The sequence below is a fragment of the Thalassobellus citreus genome, from assembly GCF_044385915.1.
GTDB lineage: Bacteria > Bacteroidota > Bacteroidia > Flavobacteriales > Flavobacteriaceae > Thalassobellus > Thalassobellus citreus.
The window spans coordinates 225,383-249,322 of sequence record NZ_JBISCC010000127.1 but is presented as its reverse complement, the minus strand read 5'-3'; the positions used below and the strand labels follow the sequence as shown (position 1 = coordinate 249,322).

Sequence of the window (23,940 nt, the reverse complement as noted above, 5' to 3'; positions counted from 1 at the left end):
ATCGGTCATATGATCATTATAATATTTCATTGATTGAAATTTTAACTTAAAATAGATGGAAGAAAATAGCTAAAAATTAATATAGTCACAAAAAACGCTACAAGAATATAAACTTCTCTTATCATAAAGTCTGATTTTTTAATAGCTACATTAAAATTAGAAATACTTTTTATTTCTGTTTTACGCGTTAATGCACTGACAGTATATGCTACGACTAAAGCTATTATTACACCTGTAAAATTAAGCCAAATCCAGAAAATATGAATTCCTAAATCAATATGAAAGATCTCCTGAATAGTTTTTGAAAAAATTAAATTAATAAGTACCGCTGAAATAATACCTGCATTCATCCCTATATGATTTACTTTTTTTGAAAAGAAAGCCAAAAAGAAAGTAACCAAAACGGGACCATAAAATACAGAACCAATAGCATTAATAATTTCTATAACCGCACTTTTGCTTCCTCCAAAAAGAAAAGCACTAGCAATGCATACCAACCCCCAAAACACCACAGAACCTTTCGAAATAAGCATATACTTTTTTGTACTCAATTTTGTTTTTCCTCGGTTAAAGAAATCTTCAACCGTTACAGCTGATAAGGAATTAACCGTTGAACTTAAAGATGACATAGCCGCCGATAAAATACCAACCATCAAAATACCTATTAGTCCGTGTGGCAAATATTTCATTATAAAAACAGGAACCATCAAATCGGCTTTAACACCATGAGTAGCATACTCATTAGGAAAATACTTTTGAGTTGTGATGGCTATTTCTTCAAGAAAACCTGGTGCCGTTGTTATTAAACCACCAATAACCAATCCCATGATACAATAAATTAAAACGACAGGAAACCTTAAAAGACCGTTAGCCATTAAAAGGGTTCTAATTGTTTTTTCATTTTTAGCAGATAATAACCGTTGTGCTTGTGTTTGGTCGCAACCATAGTAAGATGCGTAAAGAAAAAAACCACCTATAATCATTGGTAACAAACCATACTCATTTCCTTCTCCTATACCTAAATTACAGTCTATAACCTGTAATCTTTCAGGAGAAAAACCTTCTGCTAAACCGCCATGTTCTTGTAAAAGACTCCATCCGAAATACAAGCAAATAATTAACCCTACAAATAAGATAATCATCTGTATAGCGTCACCCCAAACCACAGCTTTCATACCACCTTGCCATGAATAAATAATAGTAATAACACTTATAATTAAAATAGTATATACAAAATCTATATCTAAAACAGCTTGTAAAATAATAGCAATAGTATAAACCATTACTCCAGTTCCTAAAGCACGACTAATTTGAAACACGATACTTAAAATTAACCGCGTAGATGTGCTAAATCGTTTTTCTACAAACTCATAAATACTAACAACTCCAGACCTAAATAATGGAGGAATAATCACTATCATTATAAAAATCATGGCTAGCGGAACAGCAAACTCAAAGGTTAACCATTTCATGCCTCCTCCTAATTTTAAACCAACAAAAGCTGGCGCTGATATAAAACTAATAGCCGATAATTGTGTTGCCATTGTAGATAGACTAAGAGGAAACCAGCCCATGCTTTTTCCGCCTAAAAAATAATCTTTGGAGTCTTTGTTATCCTTAAAAAAGAATCCCATTCCTAAAAAGAAAATAATGTAAAATATTATAATACTATAATCTAGCCAATTCATAATCTATATATACGTTTTAATCTCTATTAATTAGTTTGTTTTCTAATTCAATTTTATTCTTACTAAAATCAACTATTTAATAAATCAATTAATAAAGCTGCGCTCCATGAAAAATTATTCCCGCCATAACCTGCGTTTCCATGTTCATGTATTTCTTTTCTTGAATCAAAATATTCGTAAAAGCCATTTTTTTCAATAATACTAATAGTGTCTTGTTTTACACGTTCTGCAATATCGTTATATCCATATTGTTTTAAACCATTATAAAGTATCCAGTTAAGATTAATCCATACAGGGCCTCTCCAATATTTTTTAGGACTAAATCGTTCGCTTGTTGGATCAAAAGAAGCACATAAATATTGATGGTCTCCTCCAAATTTATCCAGCATAACTTTTAGCATTGAATCTGCTCTTTCCTTGTTAGGAATATTAGCAAACCATGGTGAAAATGATGATGAAGATATATATCTGATTGGTTTTTCATTTCGCAAATCATAATGAATATAGGCACCTAACTCTTCATCAAATAATTTATCGTTAAATGATTTAATACTTTTTGTTTGCCATTTTTGTAGTTGTGCAATTTTATCTTCATTATTTCCTATGAGCTTATATAATGCTATCAAGCTTTCGTTAGACTTTATTAGCACAGAATTAAATAAAGGATCTTGCACTAAAAACGGAGATAGTTCTGCTATTTTTTCATCGCTATAATTATTTTCCTTTGCTATTTCAATAATATACAAATAATGATCATATTCCCTTTTTGAAGGTCTTTCTGAAGCATCTACATGAGTTGTATCTCTTCTCTCAAAAGTATATTCTGGCGAATTCATAGTTTTCCAAATATCATCCCAAATAGGTGAATTATCGGTTCCAGATTCCCAATTATGATATATATAGACTAAACCTTCATTTTGAGGATCTCTATTTTTATAAAAATATTCATGATTAAAATAAACCTTATCAATAACCGTTTCTAAATACTTTAAAGTCGCTTTTTTATCGCTACTAATTCTATATAAATTTTCTAAAACAAATCCCGTTACAGGAGGCTGTGTCATACCGGTAGATTTATACTTTTTTGAAGCCTCAGGATGTAAATCTGAACAGTGAAAATCTGGCCCAGGAAAATAACTATCACTTTCAGTATGAAAAATAATATGTGGTATAAATCCATTTCCCCATTGTGCATCTAACAAGGTGTTTATTTCGGCTTCGGCTTTTTGCATATCAAAATGCGCAAAACCTATTGCAATTAAACCTGAATCCCAAAACCATTGAAATGGGTATAAGTTTGCACAAGGAATACTAAAACTATCCTTCCAATTATTATTAAGAACTTCTCTAGCTTTTTTTTCTAATTTTTTCATAGGTATATCTTACTAAAAAACTCATCACTTACACTTAGCAGTAAGTGATGAGTAATTAAACTAAACTCAAACTAAATTAATATGGGTTAAAAGTTGAACGTTGCAGTTATAAAAAATCGTCTTGGTAAAATTGGTCTTCCAAAGAAGAACTCTGCATCACCTGCTTGATTAACGTTTCTTGGATCTCCTTCTGTTACACCATCATCATCAAATAAGTTAAATATGGAAAACCCTAATCTTAAAGTATCATTACTGTCTTCATTATCTCCCATTTTAAACATATAACCAGCACCTAAACGCGCAATAGTTATTGCATCTAATTCAACAGTATTATTATCTGCTGCAAATTTACTTCCTGTATGGTTAAACGATAACAATGCATCAAACGCTCCATCATCATAATTTACACCTAAACTCCCTAAAAAGTTTGGTTGTCTTGCCAACTTATTACCCTCATTGACCGTTGAAGAAGTATTATTTGTTAAATCTGTAGAAACATTTTTAGTAATTTCATGATCTTGATATGTTGCTGTTCCTCTTAAACTAAAGTTATCTGCAAACGTCCAATCAAATGTTGTTTCTATACCTACAGTTGATGTACTTTGTTCAGATCTTGTTAAATCTACTAAAGTACCACTTACAAAACCTTGGTCTATTTTTATTCTATCGCTCAACCCAACATAATATGCTGCCAACGATCCTTTGAGTTTCTCTGTTCCTACTTTTGCACCTGCTTCAAATTGAATGATTTTTTCTGAATCATATTTACTACCAGTAACACCAGTTGCTAAAGGAGAAAACCCTCTAATTTGTGGAAAAAAGAACCCTTTTGAGAAGTTAGCATACAAGTTTACTTTTTCGTTTAACTTATACAAACCGGCTAATGACACTGCCCAATCTGTTGCACTAACATTAGCTCTTGTAAAACTACCATCTGCAAAACGTACATTTGCTAGTTCCGGTGTTAAGTTAGAATCATCATAAACTTGACTTTCTACTATATTTCCATTACTAAAAGTCCCTTCGGTACTCTCAATTCTAAACCCAACATCAAAACGCCATTTATTAAACACCATCTCATCAGTTAAATAAAAAGCTGACTTATTTTGAGATAAAAATTTATTTGAAGTCATTCCTATCCTATTATATAATCCACCTTTTGAAAAAGTAACATCATTTCCTCCTGCATCAACATAACTTAAATTAACTAGTTTTGGATTATTATTAAATTCAGATAAAACCCGGTATTGGTAATTTACATCTTCAGCTTCAGTACGAGCTAAAAACACACCTCCTGTAATATTATGCGTTCCACTTGTCCCTTCTAATGTTTTAGTTAAAGATGCTTCTCCTGAATAATCTGTCATAGGACGCAATCTGTCAATATGCAAATTATCGATAACCAAATCATTCCCGCTTATATCTGTAGACATTCCTTGATATTGAGCTGTATACCCTTGATTACCTGGCGCTAAATTAGCAACATAGTCGTTTAATGTTATTGGGTTTGGACTAGCTCCATTACCTCCTATATACAAGGCAAAATTGTGCTTATAATTTGCATATTTCACTTTAGATTTAAACACTAAATCATCAGAGAAGTTATAATTAAAATCTGCCATTAAATAACCTCCTTGTGTAAAAACACCATCTTCTATTGGGCTTTCATAAACACCTCCTGGTGTTAAAAATGATGTATGAGCTAATTCACCTGACAATAACTGAGAAACATCCTTACCATCGTTACCAGTAAGTCTGGTTCTACTTCCTCCTTCTAATGGTAAAGGCATAAAAAATTGTGCTTTATCATTTATAAATTGTCCATGAACTGTAAATGATCCATTTTCAAATTTCTTTTTAATATTGGCTCTAAACTGAACTCCTTTAGTTGGTAATCCTGTTTCTATTGGCCCATCATCTTTTCTAACAAAACCTGTAAACGCATAGTATGTATTAGAATCTTCTCCTCCTAATTTTCCACCTGTATAAAAATCGGTTTTTAAACGCCCCTTATCTGCCCATTCTACATTAACAATATTTCCTGGGTTAGAATCTCCTGTTTTACTAGTATAATTAATAATACCAGCGACAGATCCTGCTCCATATAATACTGCAGCACCACCACGAACAAATTCAACACCTTTAAAACCTATATCTGGTCTTGCATACACGTCATGTGCAGATGAATTTAAACCAAAAGTGCTCATTAATGGCATACCATCATATTGCAATGGGTTAAACACATATTGTCCTCCAGAAGGCAAACCTCTTACAAAAACATTTGTAGCAGTTTCTCCACCACCACCTTCAGCAGTAATCCCTGGAATACTTCTAATAATATCAGCTTGACTATTTGCAGAAAGCTTGGTTATTTCTTTTTGCTTTATCGAACTAATAGACATTGGTGTTTCTTTTTGTGATCTAAATGTTGCAGATGCTGTTAAAACAACTTCATCTAAAGAATTACTTCCTTCCTCCATTACAATTTGTAAATTAACAGGGCTGCTATCAAGATTAATTGATTTCTCTTGAGTTAAATAACCTAAGTAAGTTATTTGTAAAGTTTGAGTACCTGTAACATTGGTAGTAAAACTAAACTTCCCATCAAAATCTGAAGTCGTTCCAGAAGTACTTTCTAATATTAGAATGTTAGCCCCTGTAATTGGCACACCTGATTTATCATTAATAGTTCCCGAAATTTTAGTTTGCGAAAACATTACTGAAATGCTAAAAAGGCATAATAGTGTTAAAATAGTTTTTTTCATTTTATTTAGAATTAGTTAAATTTAAGTCAAATTTATAGATGATTACACAATAAAAACATCAAATTATTACGATATTTACATGCAAACGTTTGCGGCAACGTTTGATATTGTATTTTTTAACAAATTAAAGACCTATGAAAAAAGAAATTATTACTTTAAAAAAGTTAGCTGAAATACTTAATTTATCTATCTCTACAGTTTCAAGGGCTCTTAATGACCATCCCGATATTAGTGAGGACACTAAAGAAAAAGTTAAAAAATTAGCTCATTCTATGCATTACGTTCCAAATCTTTTTGCAAAAGGCTTTAGAAAACACAGAACAAACATTATAGGTGTTATAGTGCCTAATATTACGCACTATTTCACAACCACTATTGTTAGAGGTATTCTTGAAGAAGCATCAAAAAGAGGCTATCGGGTAATTATCTCAGAGTCTAATAACGATGTAACAAAGCAAACAGAAATGCTAGATACCATGATACAATTTGGAGTAGATGGTATTTTAGCATCGCTAACCAAAATGACAAAAGATATCGATAAAATTTTGCCAACCCTAAACACGGTTCCTTTTATTTTATTTGATAAAGTCTCAACTAAAATTCCCTGTACACAAATAACTATTAACGATGAAGAAGCCGCTTTTAATGCTGTTGAACATTTAATAAATATTGGAAAAAAAAGAATTGCTATTATTAAAGAAAGAGAGTTTTCATATAATTCTGAAAAAAGATATGCTGGTTATTTAAGAGCCTTAAAAGAACATCATATTGAAGTTGATGAAAAAATAATTATAAGTGTTGATGATATTTCTTTACAACAAGGGAAAAGAATGACAAACTTATTGCTTAGCTTTAAAAAAAGACCAGACGCTATTTTTACTATAACAGATAGTGCAGCAATTGGGGTAATTAAAACATTAAATAAATTTGATATTAAAATACCTGAAGACATTGCTGTAGTTGGATTTAGCAATAACATAAATTCTACTATTATTGAACCAAAACTTACAACCATAGACCAACCTGGAGAAACTATTGGTAAAACATCTGTTAAATATTTAATAGAAGAAATAGAAAGCGTAACAGATAGCGTTAGTAATAAAATGATAGAAATAAAAGGAAATCTTATAATTAGAGATTCAACTTTTAAAGCGTGAAATATTTGTTATAAATACACTTTACTAGCTCTATTTTAATATTTTTGCGTCATGGATATAATAGACTCAATCATTCTTGGTATTATTCAAGGACTTACTGAATTTTTACCTGTATCATCTAGCGGGCATTTAGAAATTGGAAAAGCTATTCTTGGCGATAATTCTGTGCCAGAAGAAAGCCTTCTTTTAACAGTGGTTTTACATTTTGCAACAGCCTTAAGTACTATAGTTGTTTTTAGAAAAGATATTTTAGACCTAATAAAAGGCGCTTTAAAGTTTAAATGGAACGACGATTTAGAATTCATATCTAAAATAGCGATCTCAATGATTCCAGCCGTAGTAGTTGGATTGTTTTTTGAAGAGCAATTAGAAGCACTTTTTGGTGGTAATATTCTACTTGTTGGTTTCATGTTAATAATTACAGCTATTTTATTATTTCTAGCTGATAAAGCAAAAGATACAGACAAAAAAGTGTCTTTTAAAAACGCCTTTGTAATAGGCATATCTCAAGCTATTGCGATGCTTCCAGGTATTTCGCGTTCGGGAGCAACTATATCTACATCAGTTTTACTTGGTAACGACAAAACTAAAGCTGCACGTTTTTCATTTTTAATGGTAGTACCCTTAATTTTCGGCAAGATTGCTAAAGATGTTTTAAGTGGCGATTTAACTTATGATAGTGGAAACTTCACGTCGCTTTCAATAGGATTCGTAGCCGCCTTTGTTGCTGGTTTATTTGCATGTACTTGGATGATATCTCTTGTTAAAAAGAGTAAACTCTCATATTTTGCCATTTACTGTGCTATTGTTGGCATTATAGCTATTGGTTATTCATTAATGAATTAAAAAATGAAAACTGCCGAAGACTACCTATCCGGACACGTTCTATTAATTGACAAGCCTCTTAATTGGACCTCTTTTCAAGTGGTTAACAAACTACGTTGGGAAATCCGTCAAGCTTTCAACATAAAAAAAATAAAAGTAGGTCATGCTGGCACTTTAGACCCTTTAGCTACTGGGTTATTAGTTATTTGCACTGGCAAAATGACCAAACAAATTGACACGTTTCAAGGTCAAATAAAAGAATACACTGGCACTATTGTTTTAGGAAGCACTACACCTTCATACGATTTAGAATCGGAGATAAACGAAACCTTTCCAACAGCACATATTACAGACGATTTAATTCATAAAACAACAGCACAATTTACAGGAGAGATTCAACAATTTCCGCCCGTATTTTCAGCATTAAAAAAAGACGGAAAACGTTTATACGAATATGCTAGAGCAGGAGAAACTGTTGAAATAAAATCTAGAACCGTTTCAATTTCAGAATTTGAAATCACAAAAATTGATGGTTTAAATATAGACTTTAGAGTAGTTTGCAGCAAAGGTACTTACATACGCTCATTAGCAAACGATTTTGGCAAAGCCTTAAACTCTGGAGGCCATTTATCGGCTTTACGTCGCACAAAAATTGGTGATTTTAATGTTACTAATGGTGTATCTATAGAAGCCTTTATCAAGTCTCTTAAAGGCTAAGTTTTTTAAATTTACGTATATTCATTAAATATTTGCTATAAATAAATCGATTTGAACCTAACAAATCAACATAAAGCCCTACTCATAACGCTTCTTATTACTGGAACCGTGATGCTGTCTGTTTTCAATTTAAGTTTAAAACAGCACAATGAATTAGCTTCTGAAAGTTATTATGAAATAGAACCTGAAAAAGAACTAACCGAAGAAGAGGTTAAAACACTAGAAGCTTTAGAAAAATTAAACGCTAGTAAAGCTGAAACCAACAAAGCCTTTAACGAAACTCAAAAAAACAAACACTTTGCGCAAGCCTACAAACTAATTGCGCCTCCAGAAGATTATGTTCCTAGAGAAAGCAATACAATGGAAAGCAAAGAAGCTTATACAAAAACCTATGAGTTAACGGATGTTTCTAAAGTAAATAAAGATGAACTTTCTTCTTTTGACAAAGTCAATGATTTATTAAAAAAACAAAAAGAAGCTAGTAACAATTCTAAAAGTACCATAAGCTTTTCGTTAACAAATAGAACAAAAGTACATATTCCCATACCGGTTTACCTTTGTGAAGTTGACGGTAAAATTGTTATAAATATTACTGTAAACAATAAAGGAAATGTAGTAGATGCTTATGTAAATACATCTTCAAATTCTACAAATAAATGCTTAATTGAGCATGCTTTAGATTATGCAAAAAAATCTCAATTTAGTGCAGATGCATCAAAAAAATCTCAAATAGGGTCTATCACATTTTATTTTATTGGCAAACATTAGGTTCTAGCTGACAAAGCATTTCGGTAACATCCTGAATAATATTTTGTCCTTTATCATCATTATACCAATGTTGTAAATCTTCTTTAAATGCTGAGGTTAATTTACCATTTTCAGCCTTAAATCTACTTACATAGCTTGCCGCTTCACTTGGTCGTGGTCCGTAGGTATTTAAAACTTCACCTGTTTCATCATCAATCATAATTAACTTAGGAACAGAACGTGTACCATGAGTTAAAAAAGCATCCATTAACTCCTTATTCTCATCGCGAGTCACAATTTTCATTTCAATATAAGAACTCAATTCAGAGATCTTATTTATTGCAGGCAATATATGTGCTGCGTCTCCACACCAACTTTCGGTAATAACTAACCAAGTAATATGATGACGAAATTCGTTAATCTTGCGTTTTGAAGCTTCCGATATTTTTATGGTTTTATCCCAACGCTTCATACGTTTATCATTAAGCTTTGTATAGTTTGCTAATGTTTTTGTTTTTTCATCTCCTGTATTCGACTTCTCATCCACTAAATACTTAACCAACTCTCTGTAAGCCTGATAAGATATGCCTTTTTGCAAACTAGTTTCTATAATTGAGCTCATAATATAATTTATTTTGGATTACACAAAATTAGTATCTTGGTGTTTTAATTAAGATGACTTTTGTCATGCTTTATTTTAACTCCTTACATTTTAATAAAATTAACATGGAAAAACATAGATGCAATTGGTGTAAAGGCGATGCTTTATATGAAGCATATCACGATAAAGAATGGGGCGTTCCCGTTTATGATGATGCCACACTTTTTGAATTTTTAATTTTAGAAACCTTTCAAGCTGGCTTAAGTTGGATAACCGTTTTGCGTAAGCGTGAAAACTTTAGAATGGCCTTTGATAATTTTGATTACAAAAAAATAGCTACCTACCAACAAGACAAAATTGATTCGCTTTTACAAGATGCAGGTATTATAAGAAATAAATTAAAAGTAAATGCGACTGTTACCAATGCAAAAGCCTTTATGAAAATACAAGATGAATTTGGCAGTTTTAGTAAATACATTTGGGGTTTTGTTGATGGCAAACCCATAAAAAACAAACACAAAACCATGCAAGATGTACCTGCAACAACAGCTATAAGTGATGACCTAAGTAAAGACTTAAAAAAACGCGGTTTTAAGTTTGTTGGTTCTACCGTTGTATATGCACATATGCAAGCTACCGGCATGGTGAATGATCATATAGAAAGTTGTTTTAGGTATGATGAGGTTTAATTCATAAAATTAACGACTCCGTCTTCATCCATTTCTTTTAGAATTTTCAACGTATTTTTAGCAATATCTTGATCTGGCTCTACGGTTGATATTTTATATTGATTAGACATATCCTGCTTTTCTCTAAAATGAGCTAAGTGAAAAAACCCTTGAAAAACCACAAAATTTGAAGACGAAGTGTTTGGAGAATCATGAAAGGTATTCCACCCAGAAAGTTCATTTATATTAGGGAAATGAAGAATTTTAGAATCATAAAAAGCAGTGCCTAGTTTTAAACTAAATTTATTTTTTTCTGAAGCACCTCCAATCCAAAGAGAGTTTATGGGAGTTTCTCCTTTAACACGAATAAAATAAATATTATTAGGATTACTTTCTATTTTAGTTGTAAAATCATTTAGAACAATAGAGTCTATAGGAATTTCAAATATATTATTTCCCATAGCGAATCCTTCTTCTAAAACTTCGGCTTTAACTTTGTAATTGTCAAGATTAATATTAATTATATCATAAGTGATTAAATCTTCTTCAAGAAAAAATTCTTTAAAATATCCTGTAGTTTGACTTGCTATACCCAAAACACTAAGAATTACAAGCAAAGAAGATGTCCATTTATTGCTCTTTAACCATTTATTATACTTTTCATAATCTAACATTCAGCTATATTTTATTTAAATACTCAAAACGCACTTACTTGGTTTTAAATAACTCAAACTAAACTAGTTTAATTTTTAACATAATCAAAATTTACACATTAAATCTTAGCAAATCACTTATTTACAAACACTAACTAATATGTTTTATAAACAGCTATAAAACATCCATTTTTCTGAAATTTTCAGAATTAATTTAATCATCAACTTGTTTTCAAGCAGCTTTACTTATAATTTATGCTGTTCGTAATAATCCAAAACATGCTTTGGTGTTTCAATAGCATCTGCTAATAAAGAATCTGGAATTGGTGGTTCTGCAATTTGTTTTATAGGTATAATACCTGCCCAAACTGGAAAATCTAAATCAGCTTTTTCGTCCTTAGCTCCAACATCTCTAATTTTAGCAGAAGCCGTTTCTATGATCATTTCAACCACAAGTGTCCCATTAAATTCTTTGTCGTTCATAGGACGCAAACTCTCCCATCTTCCTGGAATCATTTGATCTACAACTTGCTTTAATGCTTTTTCTTTTAATGTTGGATTATCAACTTGAACTACCGATCCAAATATAGTTACAGACCGATAGTTTACTGAATGATGAAAACCAGAACGTGCTAAAACCAATCCGTCTAAATGCATCACCGTCATACTTGCTTCCTTATTTTCTAATAAAGCCAATAACATTCTGTTTTTTCGTGACCCGTGCAAATAAATTTTATTTTCAATTCTGCCATAAGCCATAGGTATTGTTATCGCTTTATTATTAAAAACATAACTAACGTATCCTACAAATCCGGCATCGAGAATGTTGTTTATTTTTTCAACATCATAGGTTGCTCTATTTGCTCCTCTTTTTACTTTGTTTAATTCTGAAATCTTGTATTCTTTCATGATTTTTCATTTTAAAAGGATAAAATTAATAACTTTATGGACTGTTTAAATCATCCAGATTTAACTTTACAAATAGTCCAGATATGATTCCTTATAAAACAATTATTACTATAAATAGAAAAAGTAAACAACCCTTATTTATTCAATTAACAAATCAATTTATAGCATTAATAAAACAAGGTACTCTTGCTCCTAAAACGAAATTACCTAGCAGTAGATTATTATCTGAACTAATTGGTTTACACAGAAAAACAATAGTAGCCTGTTATGAAGAATTAACGTTACAAGGTTGGATAAAAACAGTACCTAAAAAAGGTACTTTTGTAAATGCCAATTTACCATTGCTTCAACAACAACCATTAGGCAAACTAGAAACAGTAGAAGAAAAAAATAAAGCAGGCTTTTCTTTTGAGAAACACACTATTTTAAATAGAACATTTCCTGAATTTTCAGAAGACAGTTTCATGTATGCAAACGATGGTGTTTCTGATGCACGATTAGCTCCAGTAGACGAAATTGCTGTGTTATACCGAAGGTGGGCTGGTAAAAAAAGTATTGTAAACCATTTGAGCTATGGTACCACTTACGGAAACTCCCAATTAAGAAACACTTTAGTAAGCTATTTAAATGAAACGAGAGGATTACATATTACAAAAGATAATATTATAATTACGAGAGGTAGCCAAATGGGCATGTTTTTGGCGTCACAATTATTAATTTCTAACAACGAATATGTAATTATTGGAGAAACTAATTACAGTGCTTCAGATACAACTTTCCAATTTGCTGGGGCAAAACTTTTAAGGGTTACCGTTGATAAAGATGGTATAGACACCAAGGCTATTGAGTTACTTTGTAAAAAACACAACATAAAGGCTATTTATACAACACCGCATCACCACCATCCTACAACAGCAACATTATCAGCTGAACGGCGTTTACACCTTTTAAACTTAGCTAAAACGTATCAATTCGCTATTATTGAAGACGATTATGATTATGATTTTCATTATAATCACGCACCTATTTTGCCACTGGCAAGTCATGATAAAAATAGTAATGTTATTTACGTAGGATCTGTTTGTAAAGCTGTAGCTCCTGTATTTAGAGTTGGATATTTAATAGCTTCTAAAGAATTTGTTGATGAATGTGCAAAACTACGTCGATTTATAGATAGACAAGGTGACGCTTTATTAGAATTGGCATTTTCTAGTTTTATAAAGGACGGAAGTTTAGATAGACATATTAAAAAAGTGGTTAAAATTTACAAAGCAAGACGCGACCTATTTTGTAGTCTTTTAAAAACAGAATTAAGCAACTACTTTTCATTTGAAATTCCCAAAGGAGGCATGGCTATTTGGCTAACTCTTGACAAAAAATATTCTTGGGAAACAGTAACTAAAATAGCTTTACAAGAAAAATTAATTATTCCTGATTGGAAACGTTATGATATGGCAAATAGTAAACATAATTCTATTAGAATTGGTTTTGCCACATACAACGACACCGAAATTCATGAGTTTATAAAACGCTTAAAAGCAACTATGGAAATTGTAGAAAACAACTTGCTGAATTTATAAATACTCTAAAAAAGCTTCTCTAGAAATCTCCTCAGCACCTAAGCTTTCTAAATGATTAGTGTACACTTGGCAATCAATAAGTTTATAATTGCTGTTTTGAATAAACGTTATAAACCCCACTTTGCTAGCATTACTCACTTTAGCAAACATACTTTCACCACAAAAAACTTGGTTACCTAAATCAATGCCATAAAGCCCGCCAACAAGTGTATCGTTTCTCCAAACCTCGACAGATTTGGCATAGCCTAATTCGTGTAATTTCACATAAGCATCAATCATATCTTTGGTTATCCAAGTACCGGCTTGCCCATCTCTTTTAGCTATAGAACATTCTTCTATAACCCTTTTAAAAGCTTTATTAACCGTTACTGTAAAATCTTTATTACGCAATACCTGTCTCATACTTTTCGAGACTTTCAATTTCTCTGGAAACAATACAAAACGCGGATTTGGAGACCACCATAAAATTGGCACTTCTGTTTCAAACCAAGGAAAAATGCCAGATTTATAAGCCAACAATAAACGTTCTACAGATAAATCGCCTCCAATAGCTAGTATACCATCTTCAGTAGCTTCATTTACATCTGGAAACCATATGTTTTTTGTTAAATAATGCATCTTTTAAAAGTAAAAAACCTCAACATTTTATAAAATATTGAGGTTAAATTTTAGACCCTTACGGTTTTGGATTCTTTAAGAAATCAAAAAATCCACCTTCCCTCAAATTAGTGAAGGAATTCTTGTGTCGTATTTATTAAAACGGTAAATCGTCGTGATCGTCTTCTTTTAAATCGCCTGCTGGTTCAAAAGCATCTGCTGGTGGTACTGGTGGCATATTTCCTCCAGAAGCTTCAGCTTGTAATGCTTCAATTCTCCATCCTTGTATAGAATTAAAATATTTAGTTTCTCCTTGTGGATTAACCCATTCTCTACCTCTTAAATTGATACTTATTTTTACTTGTTGTCCTTCTTTATAGCTATTCAACAACTCAGTTTTATCTTGTACAAACTCCACCATTATATGTTGTGGGTATTGTTCTTCTGTTGTTACAACAACTTCTCTTTTTCTAAACCCATTACTACCAAAAGTTTGAGTTTCTCCTACCATTTTAATTCTTCCTTGAACTTCCATTTATTCCTATTTATATCTATTAATACTATTTTAAAATTAACTTTTTTCAACTTAATAATATTATTCAGTTTGTATTTAAACTGAACAAAAACTACAAGTAAAAAAAATAAAATTAGTAAACCTGAACCAAATAAAACCGTCTATTTAACTAACACACAAGGTTTTTACACCTAATAAGGTTATTAAACTTTTTTATTTTGAACAAATGTAACTATTATGTTCTTCAACTAAAAACTGATTTACTAACAACTTGAACAATAATATTAACAGATTTACATTATATTACATAATTAATTAATTCTGCCATGATTTTGACCAAAAACAGCAATGTATTTCGATGGATAATAATAATAGCATCTTTTATTATTGTGACGCTAATTTTGTGGAAAACTTATGAGTTTTTTCAACATTTTAAAGATGAAGAGCGTATTAAAATGGAAAATTGGTCGTTCGCTCAAAGTGATTTACTAAAAACTGATAACCTTAACAGCAACATGGGTAATTTACCTTTAAAGGTAATTACGAGTAATAAAACGACCCCTATGATTATGGTTAATGTAGATGGAAGCATTGATTTTAATAATATTGACACTAAAAAAACAAAAGACTCTTTATATATTAAAAAATTAATTTTAAAATTTGAAAAAGAGAACAACCCTATTGAAGTTAAATTTGATGGCAAACTTATTAGTACAATGTACTATGGAAACTCACCGCTTTTAAACAAGCTAAAATATTATCCATTAGCACTACTTCTTATTGTATTTTTATTTGGTGCCGTTATCTTCTTTTTTTACAGTAGCAATAAAAATGCCATCCAAAATAAACTTTGGTCTGGTATGGCAAAAGAAACAGCGCATCAAATTGGCACTCCTTTATCTTCTTTAATTGGATGGACAGAAATTTTAAAAACAGAAAATGTAGATCCAGATTATATTATTGAAATGGAAAAAGATATAGACAGGCTACAAACTATTACGGAACGTTTTAGTAAAATTGGCTCCATTCCTGTTTTAGAACCATTAAATATTATTGAAGAAACTATAAACTCCTATGATTATTTAAAATCGAGATCTTCTAAGCTAGTAGATTTTAAAATTATAATACCCGAAGGTGATATTATTGTAAACCTTAATAAGCAACTATATAGTTGGACCATTGAAAACTTAGTAAAAAATGCTATTGATGCTATGAAAGGTCGTGGCAAACTTACCGTAGAAATTTCGCAACTAGAAAACAATATAAAAGTAAGTGTTAGCGATACAGGAAAAGGTATTCTTAAAAAAGATTTTAATAGAATATTTGACACGGGTTATACCACAAAAAAACGAGGTTGGGGCTTAGGATTATCGCTTACAAAACGTATTATTGAAGATTTTCATGATGGTAAAATAAAAGTTTTACAATCTGAAATAGGAAAAGGTACCACCATACAAATTGCCTTAAAACGCGCTATAGATCATGCAAGATAAGCTTATACTTATAAAAGAAGTTCATTTAAAAAACAATTGCCCCGAATGCTATAGTAAAGAAGGCTTGATATTAAGCTTTAAACAGCGATTTATTGAAACTAAATTTAAGAAATCGATTACTACCGAAGTTAAACATGAAATTGACTGTAGAACTTGTAATACTAGTATTTATCCTGTACAATGGACTGATGATATTGAACGTGTAGTTGCATATCAAAAAAAAGCATTCATTCCTAAAAAAGCATCTACCTTTTTAAAGAAAATGTTATTATTAGCATTATAGTTACAGTAATTATTTTAACAACTATAGCTATAATACTTTACACAAACTTATAATTGCGCATTTATTGCTTCAGCTGTAGCTTTAAATTCTTCTACAGTCAACGTTTCTTTTTTAATAAAACGAGCATCCTCCATAGTATGTAACGGAATTAAATGTACGTGCGCATGTGGTACTTCTAAACCAATTACAGTAACTCCAACTCTATCACAAGGAATTGCTTTTTCAATAGCAATGGCAACCTTTCTAGAAAAACTCATAAGTCCATTATAAGTAGTTTCATCTAGATCGAAAATTTTATCAACTTCCTTTTTAGGAATACAAAGTGTATGTCCTTTACTATTTGGGTTAACATCTAAGAATGCTAAAAAATCATCAGTTTCGGCAATTTTATAACAAGGAATTTCGCCATTAACTATTTTTGTAAAAATTGAAGCCATAATTAAGTTGAGGGTTAGAATAGCTGTAAATATAAAAGATTCCTAATAATATTAATTAGGAATCTTAATTAGAATTTTATGATATTTAAATAGATCCTGCCTACACAGGAATGATCATTATCTAGAAATTTCAACAATATCAAATTTCATTACTCCATTTGGCACTTGAATTTCGGCAACATCTCCAACAGATTTTCCTAACAAGCCTTTACCAATAGGAGAGTTTACAGAAATTTTTCCTGTTGCCAAATCCGCCTCACCATCAGCAACCAACGTATAGTTCATTTCCATACCATTGGTTTGGTTTTTTATTTTCACCTTAGATAATACTAATATTTTAGACGTATCCATTTGAGATTCATCAATAACACGGGCACCTGCTAAAGCATCTTCAAGTTTAGAAATACGCATTTCTAACATTCCTTGTGCTTCTTTGGCTGCATCATATTCGGCATTTTCACTTAAATCACCTTTATCTCTTGCTTCTGCAATAGCTCTTGAAGCCTTTACACGTTCTATATCTTTTAGCTGCTTAAGCTCTTCTCTTAATTTTTTTAATCCTTCTGGTGTATAGTATGATACTTTACTCATAACTTCATCGTTTATTTAATAATAAAATGCTGAACGAGTCCAGCATAAAAAAAATCCCGTATAAACGAGATTGAATAACAAATATACAAAAAAAACAACTCAGTTTACTTTTTGTTGTAAATTGCAAATCATATTTTTAAGTCTTATGAAATCTATTTTACTTACGTTTAGCCTTTTCGTTTTAGTTGCTTGTAGCAAGAATGATGATATTAAACCAAATCCTTATATTCCTAATATTAATTTTAATACTGGTAACTTAGTAAATATTAATTTACCAGAATATAGTCAGCTTCAATTTTCAGGCAATCATGTAATTCTAAATTCGTATGGTTTAAAAGGTATTGTCCTTTATTATATTGGCGGAAATCAATATTCAGCCTTTGAATTAACAGACCCTAACCATGTTCCTAGCTCATGTTCTAAATTAAATGTTGAGGGAGTTATTGCTACTTGTGGTTGTGATGATGGCAATAGTTACGATATTTTAACAGGGTCAATGAGAGAAGGCACTACTGGAGGCTATACTTTAAAACCCTATCGTGTTGAAGTTGCTGGCAGTATTATTAGAGTTTTTAACAATTAAAAAAGCGAATCATCCTTCTGTTTGATTAGCCATTTTCTTTTTCCACTTCTTATAACCTACAAATGAAAATACGGTATAAATAACTGTTAAACCTGTATAAAGACTTAAGTCTCTATTAAAATACAAGGCAATGGTTACAAAATTTATAACAATCCAAAATTTCCAAGCTCCAAGCTTTTTTTTAGCTTCTAAATAACTAGCTATAAAACTAAAAACAGTTGTTTGTGCATCTAAATAAGGCATTTTAGCATCGGTATAATTATCAAAACAATAGCCTAAAATAATAGCCAATACTTCTCCTAAAATAATTAAATACAAATAGGTGCTTATTGAAAAATCTGTTACTTTAAATTCGTTGTTTTCTTGAATGGCTTTTTTCCAATAAACAAAACCATAAACACCAATAATAACATAATAGATGTATAAAATAGATTCGGCATATAAGCCCGTTCTATAAAACAAAAAAATACTAATTAGCGATCCTAATACGCCAAATAGCCAACAAATAATATGTTCTTTAATTAAAAAAAACAAATAAGCTAAACCTAGTATTACAGCTATAAGTTCTAAATAAAAATCCATTAAAATAGTGCTAAGTAATTTTTAAAATAAGATTCGCTTGTAAACTGTAAATCATTAAACTCTATATCCTGAAATGGCTTAGGTAAAGAGAAAAAAGCAAACGAAAAACGTTCCTTATTAACTGCTGTAAAATCTACTTGATGCTCTAATGCTTTGTATTTTCCTTTGGTTAAAAACTCTAATAAATACCCAGGAAAGACAACAATGTTTTGACTTGCATGTAGCGTTTCTTTTTTATTACTAAAGTTTTGATATGAAAATCCATCAGCTGAACCAAAAACAAAAACGGTAAATAATGACACGTCTTTATGTTTAGATAACCTTAAAGACGTAGCAACCTCTAAATCTACTTTAGGGTAATAATTACAAGATACCATATGCCCTATAGAATCTTCGTAAAATGCTTTTAAGCCTTCAATTTTTAGTTGCTCAATAACATGCAGCTCTATGGTTTTTATTTTTGAAACTAGCGCCTTCCAATCATTCTGTAAAAAAGCATGAAACTCTTTTGGAAAAAGCACTTGTTTAGAAAATTCTGAAAGCACAAAGGAATGTAACAAATCGGTATCATATTGATTGATACTATCTTTTTGTCCTAAAAAAGAATAACCATCAAAACCACAATTATAATATGTTTGAAGAAATTCTTTTTTATAAGATTCAGGCTGTTTTAGAAAATTTTTAAATGCAGTCTTTATAGTTGTATCTGAAGATTTTGGGATAGTTGTTTCAACTATCCCAAAATGATCTTCAAACCTATTTTCTTTTACAAACATTTAAAACTTAAAAGTAGCTCCTACTAAAAAGTTTGTTGTTGCTTGTGGGTAGTAGCCTGTACCTTCAATAGTTGTAGTTACTCCTGCATTAGACCAAGTATCATCATAAGTATAATAATATCCGTTAGAAACATACTCTTTACCAAATACATTATTAACTATACCAGATAATAATATTGATTTAAATATTGATTTTGGTTTTATTTCGTAAACTACATTAAAATCATTCACAAAATAATCATTTAATTTTGATGCGTCAGAATCTACATTTCCCATAAATTGTTTTCCAACGAATTTACTTAAAAAAGATAATTGTAAGTTTTCCACAGGAAAAAAGTTAAGTGCATTTCCTATTACTAAATCTGGTGAAAAAGAAATGTTAGTATTTCCTAAATTAACCAAACTACCATCAATTGATGATGTAAAATCTTTATTCTTATTACTACTTACTGCAATATTTGTTGAAGTACTGAAAGATTTACAATATTGAATATTAGCATCTACTTCTAATCCTAACCTATAACTCTTACCACTAGTTGCTCTTATTGGGCTTCCAACATCATCAAGTTCTCCGGTTAATACTAATTGATTTTTATAAAACATATAATACAAGTTTGTACTTATATGAGCTTTACTCGTGTTATAACGCCACCCTAATTCAATATCATTTAGAGTTTCATTTTCGGTTACACCAGCTTCAAAATCGTCACGGTTTGGTTCTCTATTTGCTCTTGCATACGATGCATAAAAGCTACTAGTCTCAGAATCCTTATAGGTTAATCCTACTTTAGGATTGAAGAAATTAAACTTAGCATCTGTAATAAAAGAAACTCTATCAGAATTCAACCCATTGGTTTTATAACGTACAAAACGTCCTTGTAAATCAATAAACCCTGTTAAATTATCAACTAATTTAAAAGTTGCTTTAGAAAAAACACTGAAATCGTTTTTAGTAGCATCGCCTTCATAATACCTATCTCTAATATTAGTGTTAGGAGTTAAATTACTTCCCCAAATAACCTCACCAAAATGATCACCTGAATAAGTGTTATATGAAAGTCCTGTAATAATTTCAAAAGCATTTTTCTTATAAGTTACATTGGCATTAATTACATAAAAATCATTATCTAACCATCTGCGAACTATAACATCTGAATCATCTTCAATTAAATTATTAAAATCTGAAGCTGTTTCTTCCGGTTTGTACTGTTCAAAATACCCTTTTCCTTTTGTATAGTTTAAACCTAAGTTAGTAGACCAATTATTATCTAAACGCTCATTCCAATGTAATTGGTAATGATCTTGCCAATAATTATCAGTTTCATTTTCATAAGTATATGGGTTTTGACGACGATCTTCTTTTAATTCATCGGCAGTTAAACCATACCAAGATTGATATGTATATTCCTGACCACCAAACGATAAAGCTTTAATTAAAGTATTATCATCTTTATAAACTCCTTGAAGAAAATATGATTTTAAATCTGTAAACGCCCTGTCTACATAACCATCCGAATCTATTTTTGAAAAACGCCCTGAAATTTCAAAATGGTCATTTAATAAACCTGTACTTAATTTAACAGTATGCTTACGTGTATTATAGCTACCAAAACTATTAGAAATTTCGCCAGTAGCTTCTTTAGAAAACGCATCTGTAAGCAAATTTAAACTCGCACCGAAAGCACCAGAACCATTCGTTGATGTTCCTACACCACGTTGTAATTGTAAACTTTCAGTTGATGATGCAAAATCACCTAAATTAACCCAAAATGTACCTTGGCTTTCTGGGTCGTTATAAGGAATTCCGTTAATTGTTACATTAACACGTGTAGCATCTGTACCACGTACACGAATACCAGTATACCCAACTCCTGCTCCGGCATCACTAGTTGTAACGACAGATGGTAAATAGTTAAGTAAAATAGGAATATCCTGTCCTAAATTGCGCTTTTCTAATTGTTCTTTTGTCACATTAGAATGCGTAATTGGAGAATCTGCGTTTACACGCACTGCATTTACTAAAACCTCATCTAGTTTTTCTGTTTTAGTTGAATCTTGTTGTACTTGATTTTGTTGTGCATTTGCACTTAAAACAATTAAGAAAGATAATAATGTTAATGCTTTCTTTGTGTGAGATTCCTGCCTACGCAGGAATGACAAATTTTTGAATAAATTTTTCATACGATTATGAATTATAATCGAATAAAAAGAGGTAATTATTCTTAGTTATTAATAAGTTAATTTTTGAAGCACATGCTTCGTTTCCATGAATTCAAGCCTACACCAAATATGGTATAAATTAGAACTCGATTTCCTAAACAGCATTACCTGTTCTAGGTTCAATGGGTATGATCTCAGCCGATAATAGGCACCCCTTTTTTGAGAACGGTGCAAATGTACTAACGAATAATTGATAATCAATTATTATTTATCAGTTTTTTTAATCTAAATTAGGTTTCCTTCTATTTGCTTTTTTTTCAGATAGATTACGTTTATTTTTCAATCGTTTTTTAATGACTGATTTAGGGATTTTTGTAAGCACACGTTTTTTAGGGATTATTAATCCAATTCTTATTAAGTTAAAAAACCGTTTAATTACTAGCTCTTTATTTTTATGCTGACTTCTACTTTCTCCGCATTGTAAAATTAAAACACCTTCTTTTGTTAATCTATTTTGAAGCTTATTAAAAAGACGCTGTTTTTGTTCTTCATTAAAAACTGAAGACTCCTTTAAATTAAAAACCAATTCTACTTTTGAAGCGACTTTATTAACGTGCTGACCTCCTGCTCCAGAACTTCTAATAGCTTTAAAGGTTAACTCTTTTAATAAGACTTCGGTATTAAACATGTTTACGCTTGATGCGGATCTTTAAGTAGATCGTTTACTGTTTTTACAGGGTTAAAAGTTTCTAAAGGCACCTCTACAAATATAGAATTCCAATACGCCATACTTCCATTCCATAGTCCAGGAAGCTCTAATGCTTTAATATCAATACCGTTTTGCGTTTTCATGGTTATAAAAGCAGCTTCATGATCTACAAAATCTAAAAGATTAAACTTTTCTCCTTTATAATTTTTAACACCACAAACTAAATCTGTTGGATTAAAGTGCGTCGCATTTTTAACAATATCTGCTTGTTCATTATTATCAATATCTATTTGAGCAAACTCAACGATTTGTAATGAAATGTTACCGTTTTCGTCTTTTACCCAAAACGGACCACCACCAGGTTCTCCTTCATTTTTAACCATTCCACAAACACGAATAGGCCTGTTTAATTTATCTTTTAAATAATTTATTTTTGCTTCGGAAGCGAAATCATCAAACTCTGTATCAATTGAAACATTTAATTTATTAGTTAAAAACATAGCTATTTTTAGCATGTCATTTTCAGAAACCAAATCACTATCTAGTTGATTTAAAAACTTAAAAGCCTCTTCTTGAATTTCAACAAGAACACCTGCAAGTAATTTTTTGTATTCTGAAACTTCAATATTAGTTTTAACAACAACAATATTATCTATGTTTTTTATGAAAACAATATCGTTATTCAACTTATTTAAATTCTCTAATAACGCGCCATGACCAGCTGGTCTAAATAAAATAGAACCATCTTCATTTCTAAAAACTTCTCCATCATTTTTTAATGCTACAGTTTCTGTCGCTTGATTTTGATAAGAATATGACACATTAAAAGCGGTATTTGTTTTTTGCCCTAAATCAGTCTTAATTTTATTTAATTCCGAATTAAAATAATCATGATGTTGCTCTGATACCGTAAAATGTAAATTGGAACTCTTATTAGAAGATGCATATAAAGTAGATTCAAACAAATGCTCGTAAAAAGCAGTTACCACTTGATTGTCATATTTATGAAATGGCAACAAACCTTTTGGTAAAAAACTATAATTTAAACCATCTACATTCAACATCGTTTTTACAAATTCAAAATACTGTTCACTTTTTGATAAACTTTCAAAATTAGAATTTGATGCTTTTACTTTTGCAATTACTTCGTTATAAAAAGGAAATGTTTCTAAATTAGAAATAAAGGTTTTTATTAATGTATCTTTTTGTCTTTCAGCATAATCATCAATACTTTCATTTGAAGCATCAAAGTTTTTATAAAACTGAAATAAAAATTTAAACATACGTGTTGCTGCACCTGAAGCAGGTACAAACTTCACTATAGATAATGCATTTTGTTTCGCATTATACAGTTCAATAAGAACTTTTGTTTCATCCTCATTAAAAGACGCTATCCCTTTTCCAATAGTAGCTGCTTCAATTAGGTTAGAATAAGACATACCATTTTTAATACGACTTATTTGGGCATTAACTTGTTCTTGTGTTATCCCTTTATTTTCTATTTGTTGAATATCTTTTTTAGTAAACATTAA

General features: G+C 30.7%; 24 protein-coding genes. 9 read left to right on the top strand and 15 right to left on the bottom strand.

The genetic code is table 11. The features are described from left to right. Positions 1-41: 41 nt before the first annotated feature. From ACH5TX_RS14685 to ACH5TX_RS14675, 3 genes are all read right to left on the bottom strand, one after another. On the bottom strand, positions 42-1,688 hold the full coding sequence (locus ACH5TX_RS14685; RefSeq protein WP_439340245.1) for a sodium:solute symporter family transporter: 1,647 nt from the start codon (positions 1,686-1,688) through the stop codon (positions 42-44). Between the two features lie 68 nt (positions 1,689-1,756). Beyond that, positions 1,757-3,061 (bottom strand): MGH1-like glycoside hydrolase domain-containing protein, encoded by a 1,305-nt coding sequence (locus tag ACH5TX_RS14680; RefSeq protein WP_439340244.1) that lies wholly within the window; start codon positions 3,059-3,061, stop codon positions 1,757-1,759. Between the two features lie 86 nt (positions 3,062-3,147). Then, positions 3,148-5,826 carry a TonB-dependent receptor domain-containing protein gene (locus tag ACH5TX_RS14675; protein ID WP_439340243.1) on the bottom strand — a complete coding sequence of 893 codons (2,679 nt, stop codon included), beginning with the start codon at positions 5,824-5,826 and terminating at the stop codon, positions 3,148-3,150. 134 nt (positions 5,827-5,960) lie between these two features. On the opposite strand from ACH5TX_RS14675, the gene ACH5TX_RS14670 reads away from it, so the two are divergent. The 4 genes from ACH5TX_RS14670 to ACH5TX_RS14655 are packed head-to-tail and all read left to right on the top strand — an operon-like array spanning position 5,961 to position 9,293. Further along, complete coding sequence (locus tag ACH5TX_RS14670; RefSeq protein ID WP_439340242.1) at positions 5,961-6,983, top strand: LacI family DNA-binding transcriptional regulator; 1,023 nt, start codon at positions 5,961-5,963, stop codon at positions 6,981-6,983. 51 nt (positions 6,984-7,034) lie between these two features. Further along, positions 7,035-7,829 carry an undecaprenyl-diphosphate phosphatase gene (locus ACH5TX_RS14665; RefSeq protein ID WP_439340241.1) on the top strand — a complete coding sequence of 265 codons (795 nt, stop codon included), beginning with the start codon at positions 7,035-7,037 and terminating at the stop codon, positions 7,827-7,829. Between the two features lie 3 nt (positions 7,830-7,832). Then, positions 7,833-8,525 carry a tRNA pseudouridine(55) synthase TruB gene (gene truB / locus ACH5TX_RS14660; protein ID WP_439336611.1) on the top strand — a complete coding sequence of 231 codons (693 nt, stop codon included), beginning with the start codon at positions 7,833-7,835 and terminating at the stop codon, positions 8,523-8,525. Between the two features lie 51 nt (positions 8,526-8,576). Continuing rightward, positions 8,577-9,293 carry a hypothetical protein gene (locus tag ACH5TX_RS14655; RefSeq protein WP_439340240.1) on the top strand — a complete coding sequence of 239 codons (717 nt, stop codon included), beginning with the start codon at positions 8,577-8,579 and terminating at the stop codon, positions 9,291-9,293. Here the strand turns inward: ACH5TX_RS14655 and ACH5TX_RS14650 are convergent. After that, entirely contained in the window at positions 9,277-9,894 is a 618-nt protein-coding gene (locus tag ACH5TX_RS14650; protein ID WP_439336609.1) for a thioredoxin family protein, read from the bottom strand. The two genes, ACH5TX_RS14655 and ACH5TX_RS14650, sit on opposite strands and share 17 nt — an antisense overlap. Positions 9,895-9,998: 104 nt before the next feature. Between ACH5TX_RS14650 and ACH5TX_RS14645 the strand changes: the two genes are divergently transcribed. Beyond that, the gene (locus ACH5TX_RS14645) at positions 9,999-10,562 is read left to right on the top strand and encodes a DNA-3-methyladenine glycosylase I (protein ID WP_439340239.1); all 564 of its coding nucleotides are present in this window, start codon (positions 9,999-10,001) and stop codon (positions 10,560-10,562) included. On the opposite strand, the gene ACH5TX_RS14640 is transcribed toward ACH5TX_RS14645, so the two are convergent. Together ACH5TX_RS14640 and ACH5TX_RS14635 are read right to left on the bottom strand one after the other, a co-directional pair. Next, positions 10,559-11,215 carry a hypothetical protein gene (locus tag ACH5TX_RS14640; protein WP_439340238.1) on the bottom strand — a complete coding sequence of 219 codons (657 nt, stop codon included), beginning with the start codon at positions 11,213-11,215 and terminating at the stop codon, positions 10,559-10,561. The genes ACH5TX_RS14645 and ACH5TX_RS14640 overlap by 4 nt on opposite strands. A 225-nt stretch (positions 11,216-11,440) precedes the next feature. Then, a complete protein-coding gene (locus tag ACH5TX_RS14635) occupies positions 11,441-12,103 on the bottom strand; it encodes a pyridoxamine 5'-phosphate oxidase family protein (RefSeq protein ID WP_439340237.1) in 663 nt (220 codons plus the stop codon). Between the two features lie 83 nt (positions 12,104-12,186). On the opposite strand from ACH5TX_RS14635, the gene pdxR reads away from it, so the two are divergent. Then, a complete protein-coding gene (gene pdxR, locus ACH5TX_RS14630) occupies positions 12,187-13,683 on the top strand; it encodes a MocR-like pyridoxine biosynthesis transcription factor PdxR (RefSeq protein WP_439340236.1) in 1,497 nt (498 codons plus the stop codon). Here the strand turns inward: pdxR and aat are convergent. Together aat and ACH5TX_RS14620 are read right to left on the bottom strand one after the other, a co-directional pair. Continuing rightward, positions 13,678-14,301 (bottom strand): leucyl/phenylalanyl-tRNA--protein transferase, encoded by a 624-nt coding sequence (gene aat / locus ACH5TX_RS14625; protein WP_439340235.1) that lies wholly within the window; start codon positions 14,299-14,301, stop codon positions 13,678-13,680. The two genes, pdxR and aat, sit on opposite strands and share 6 nt — an antisense overlap. Positions 14,302-14,437: 136 nt before the next feature. Then, positions 14,438-14,815, bottom strand: coding sequence for a DUF3127 domain-containing protein (locus ACH5TX_RS14620; RefSeq protein WP_439336606.1), 378 nt, complete (start codon positions 14,813-14,815; stop codon positions 14,438-14,440). A 305-nt stretch (positions 14,816-15,120) separates the two neighbouring features. Between ACH5TX_RS14620 and ACH5TX_RS14615 the strand changes: the two genes are divergently transcribed. Continuing rightward, a complete protein-coding gene (locus tag ACH5TX_RS14615; protein WP_439340234.1) occupies positions 15,121-16,287 on the top strand; it encodes a sensor histidine kinase in 1,167 nt (388 codons plus the stop codon). Continuing rightward, positions 16,277-16,570 carry a hypothetical protein gene (locus tag ACH5TX_RS14610; RefSeq protein ID WP_439340233.1) on the top strand — a complete coding sequence of 98 codons (294 nt, stop codon included), beginning with the start codon at positions 16,277-16,279 and terminating at the stop codon, positions 16,568-16,570. Before ACH5TX_RS14615 ends, ACH5TX_RS14610 begins: the two co-directional genes overlap by 11 nt. A gap of 47 nt (positions 16,571-16,617) precedes the next feature. On the opposite strand, the gene ACH5TX_RS14605 is transcribed toward ACH5TX_RS14610, so the two are convergent. Further along, complete coding sequence (locus ACH5TX_RS14605) at positions 16,618-17,007, bottom strand: HIT family protein (RefSeq protein WP_439340232.1); 390 nt, start codon at positions 17,005-17,007, stop codon at positions 16,618-16,620. A 117-nt stretch (positions 17,008-17,124) separates the two neighbouring features. Next, the gene (gene greA / locus ACH5TX_RS14600; RefSeq protein ID WP_439336602.1) at positions 17,125-17,598 is read right to left on the bottom strand and encodes a transcription elongation factor GreA; all 474 of its coding nucleotides are present in this window, start codon (positions 17,596-17,598) and stop codon (positions 17,125-17,127) included. Between the two features lie 145 nt (positions 17,599-17,743). Between greA and ACH5TX_RS14595 the strand changes: the two genes are divergently transcribed. Next, the gene (locus ACH5TX_RS14595; protein WP_439340231.1) at positions 17,744-18,181 is read left to right on the top strand and encodes a Rieske (2Fe-2S) protein; all 438 of its coding nucleotides are present in this window, start codon (positions 17,744-17,746) and stop codon (positions 18,179-18,181) included. 9 nt (positions 18,182-18,190) lie between these two features. Here ACH5TX_RS14595 and pnuC read toward each other — a convergent pair whose 3' ends face one another. The 5 genes from pnuC to ACH5TX_RS14570 all read right to left on the bottom strand — a co-directional run bounded on the left by pnuC (position 18,191) and on the right by ACH5TX_RS14570 (position 23,937). Continuing rightward, the gene (gene pnuC / locus ACH5TX_RS14590; RefSeq protein ID WP_439340230.1) at positions 18,191-18,763 is read right to left on the bottom strand and encodes a nicotinamide riboside transporter PnuC; all 573 of its coding nucleotides are present in this window, start codon (positions 18,761-18,763) and stop codon (positions 18,191-18,193) included. Then, complete coding sequence (locus ACH5TX_RS14585) at positions 18,763-19,539, bottom strand: 2OG-Fe(II) oxygenase family protein (RefSeq protein ID WP_439340229.1); 777 nt, start codon at positions 19,537-19,539, stop codon at positions 18,763-18,765. Before ACH5TX_RS14585 ends, pnuC begins: the two co-directional genes overlap by 1 nt. After that, positions 19,540-21,720: a TonB-dependent receptor gene (locus tag ACH5TX_RS14580; RefSeq protein WP_439340228.1), complete on the bottom strand. Its 2,181-nt coding sequence runs from the start codon at positions 21,718-21,720 to the stop codon at positions 19,540-19,542. It abuts the gene before it with no gap. Positions 21,721-21,979: 259 nt separating this feature from the next. Then, complete coding sequence (gene arfB, locus ACH5TX_RS14575; RefSeq protein WP_439340227.1) at positions 21,980-22,387, bottom strand: alternative ribosome rescue aminoacyl-tRNA hydrolase ArfB; 408 nt, start codon at positions 22,385-22,387, stop codon at positions 21,980-21,982. 2 nt (positions 22,388-22,389) lie between these two features. Next, positions 22,390-23,937 carry a DUF4301 family protein gene (locus ACH5TX_RS14570; RefSeq protein ID WP_439340226.1) on the bottom strand — a complete coding sequence of 516 codons (1,548 nt, stop codon included), beginning with the start codon at positions 23,935-23,937 and terminating at the stop codon, positions 22,390-22,392. Between the last annotated feature and the right edge of the window lie 3 nt (positions 23,938-23,940).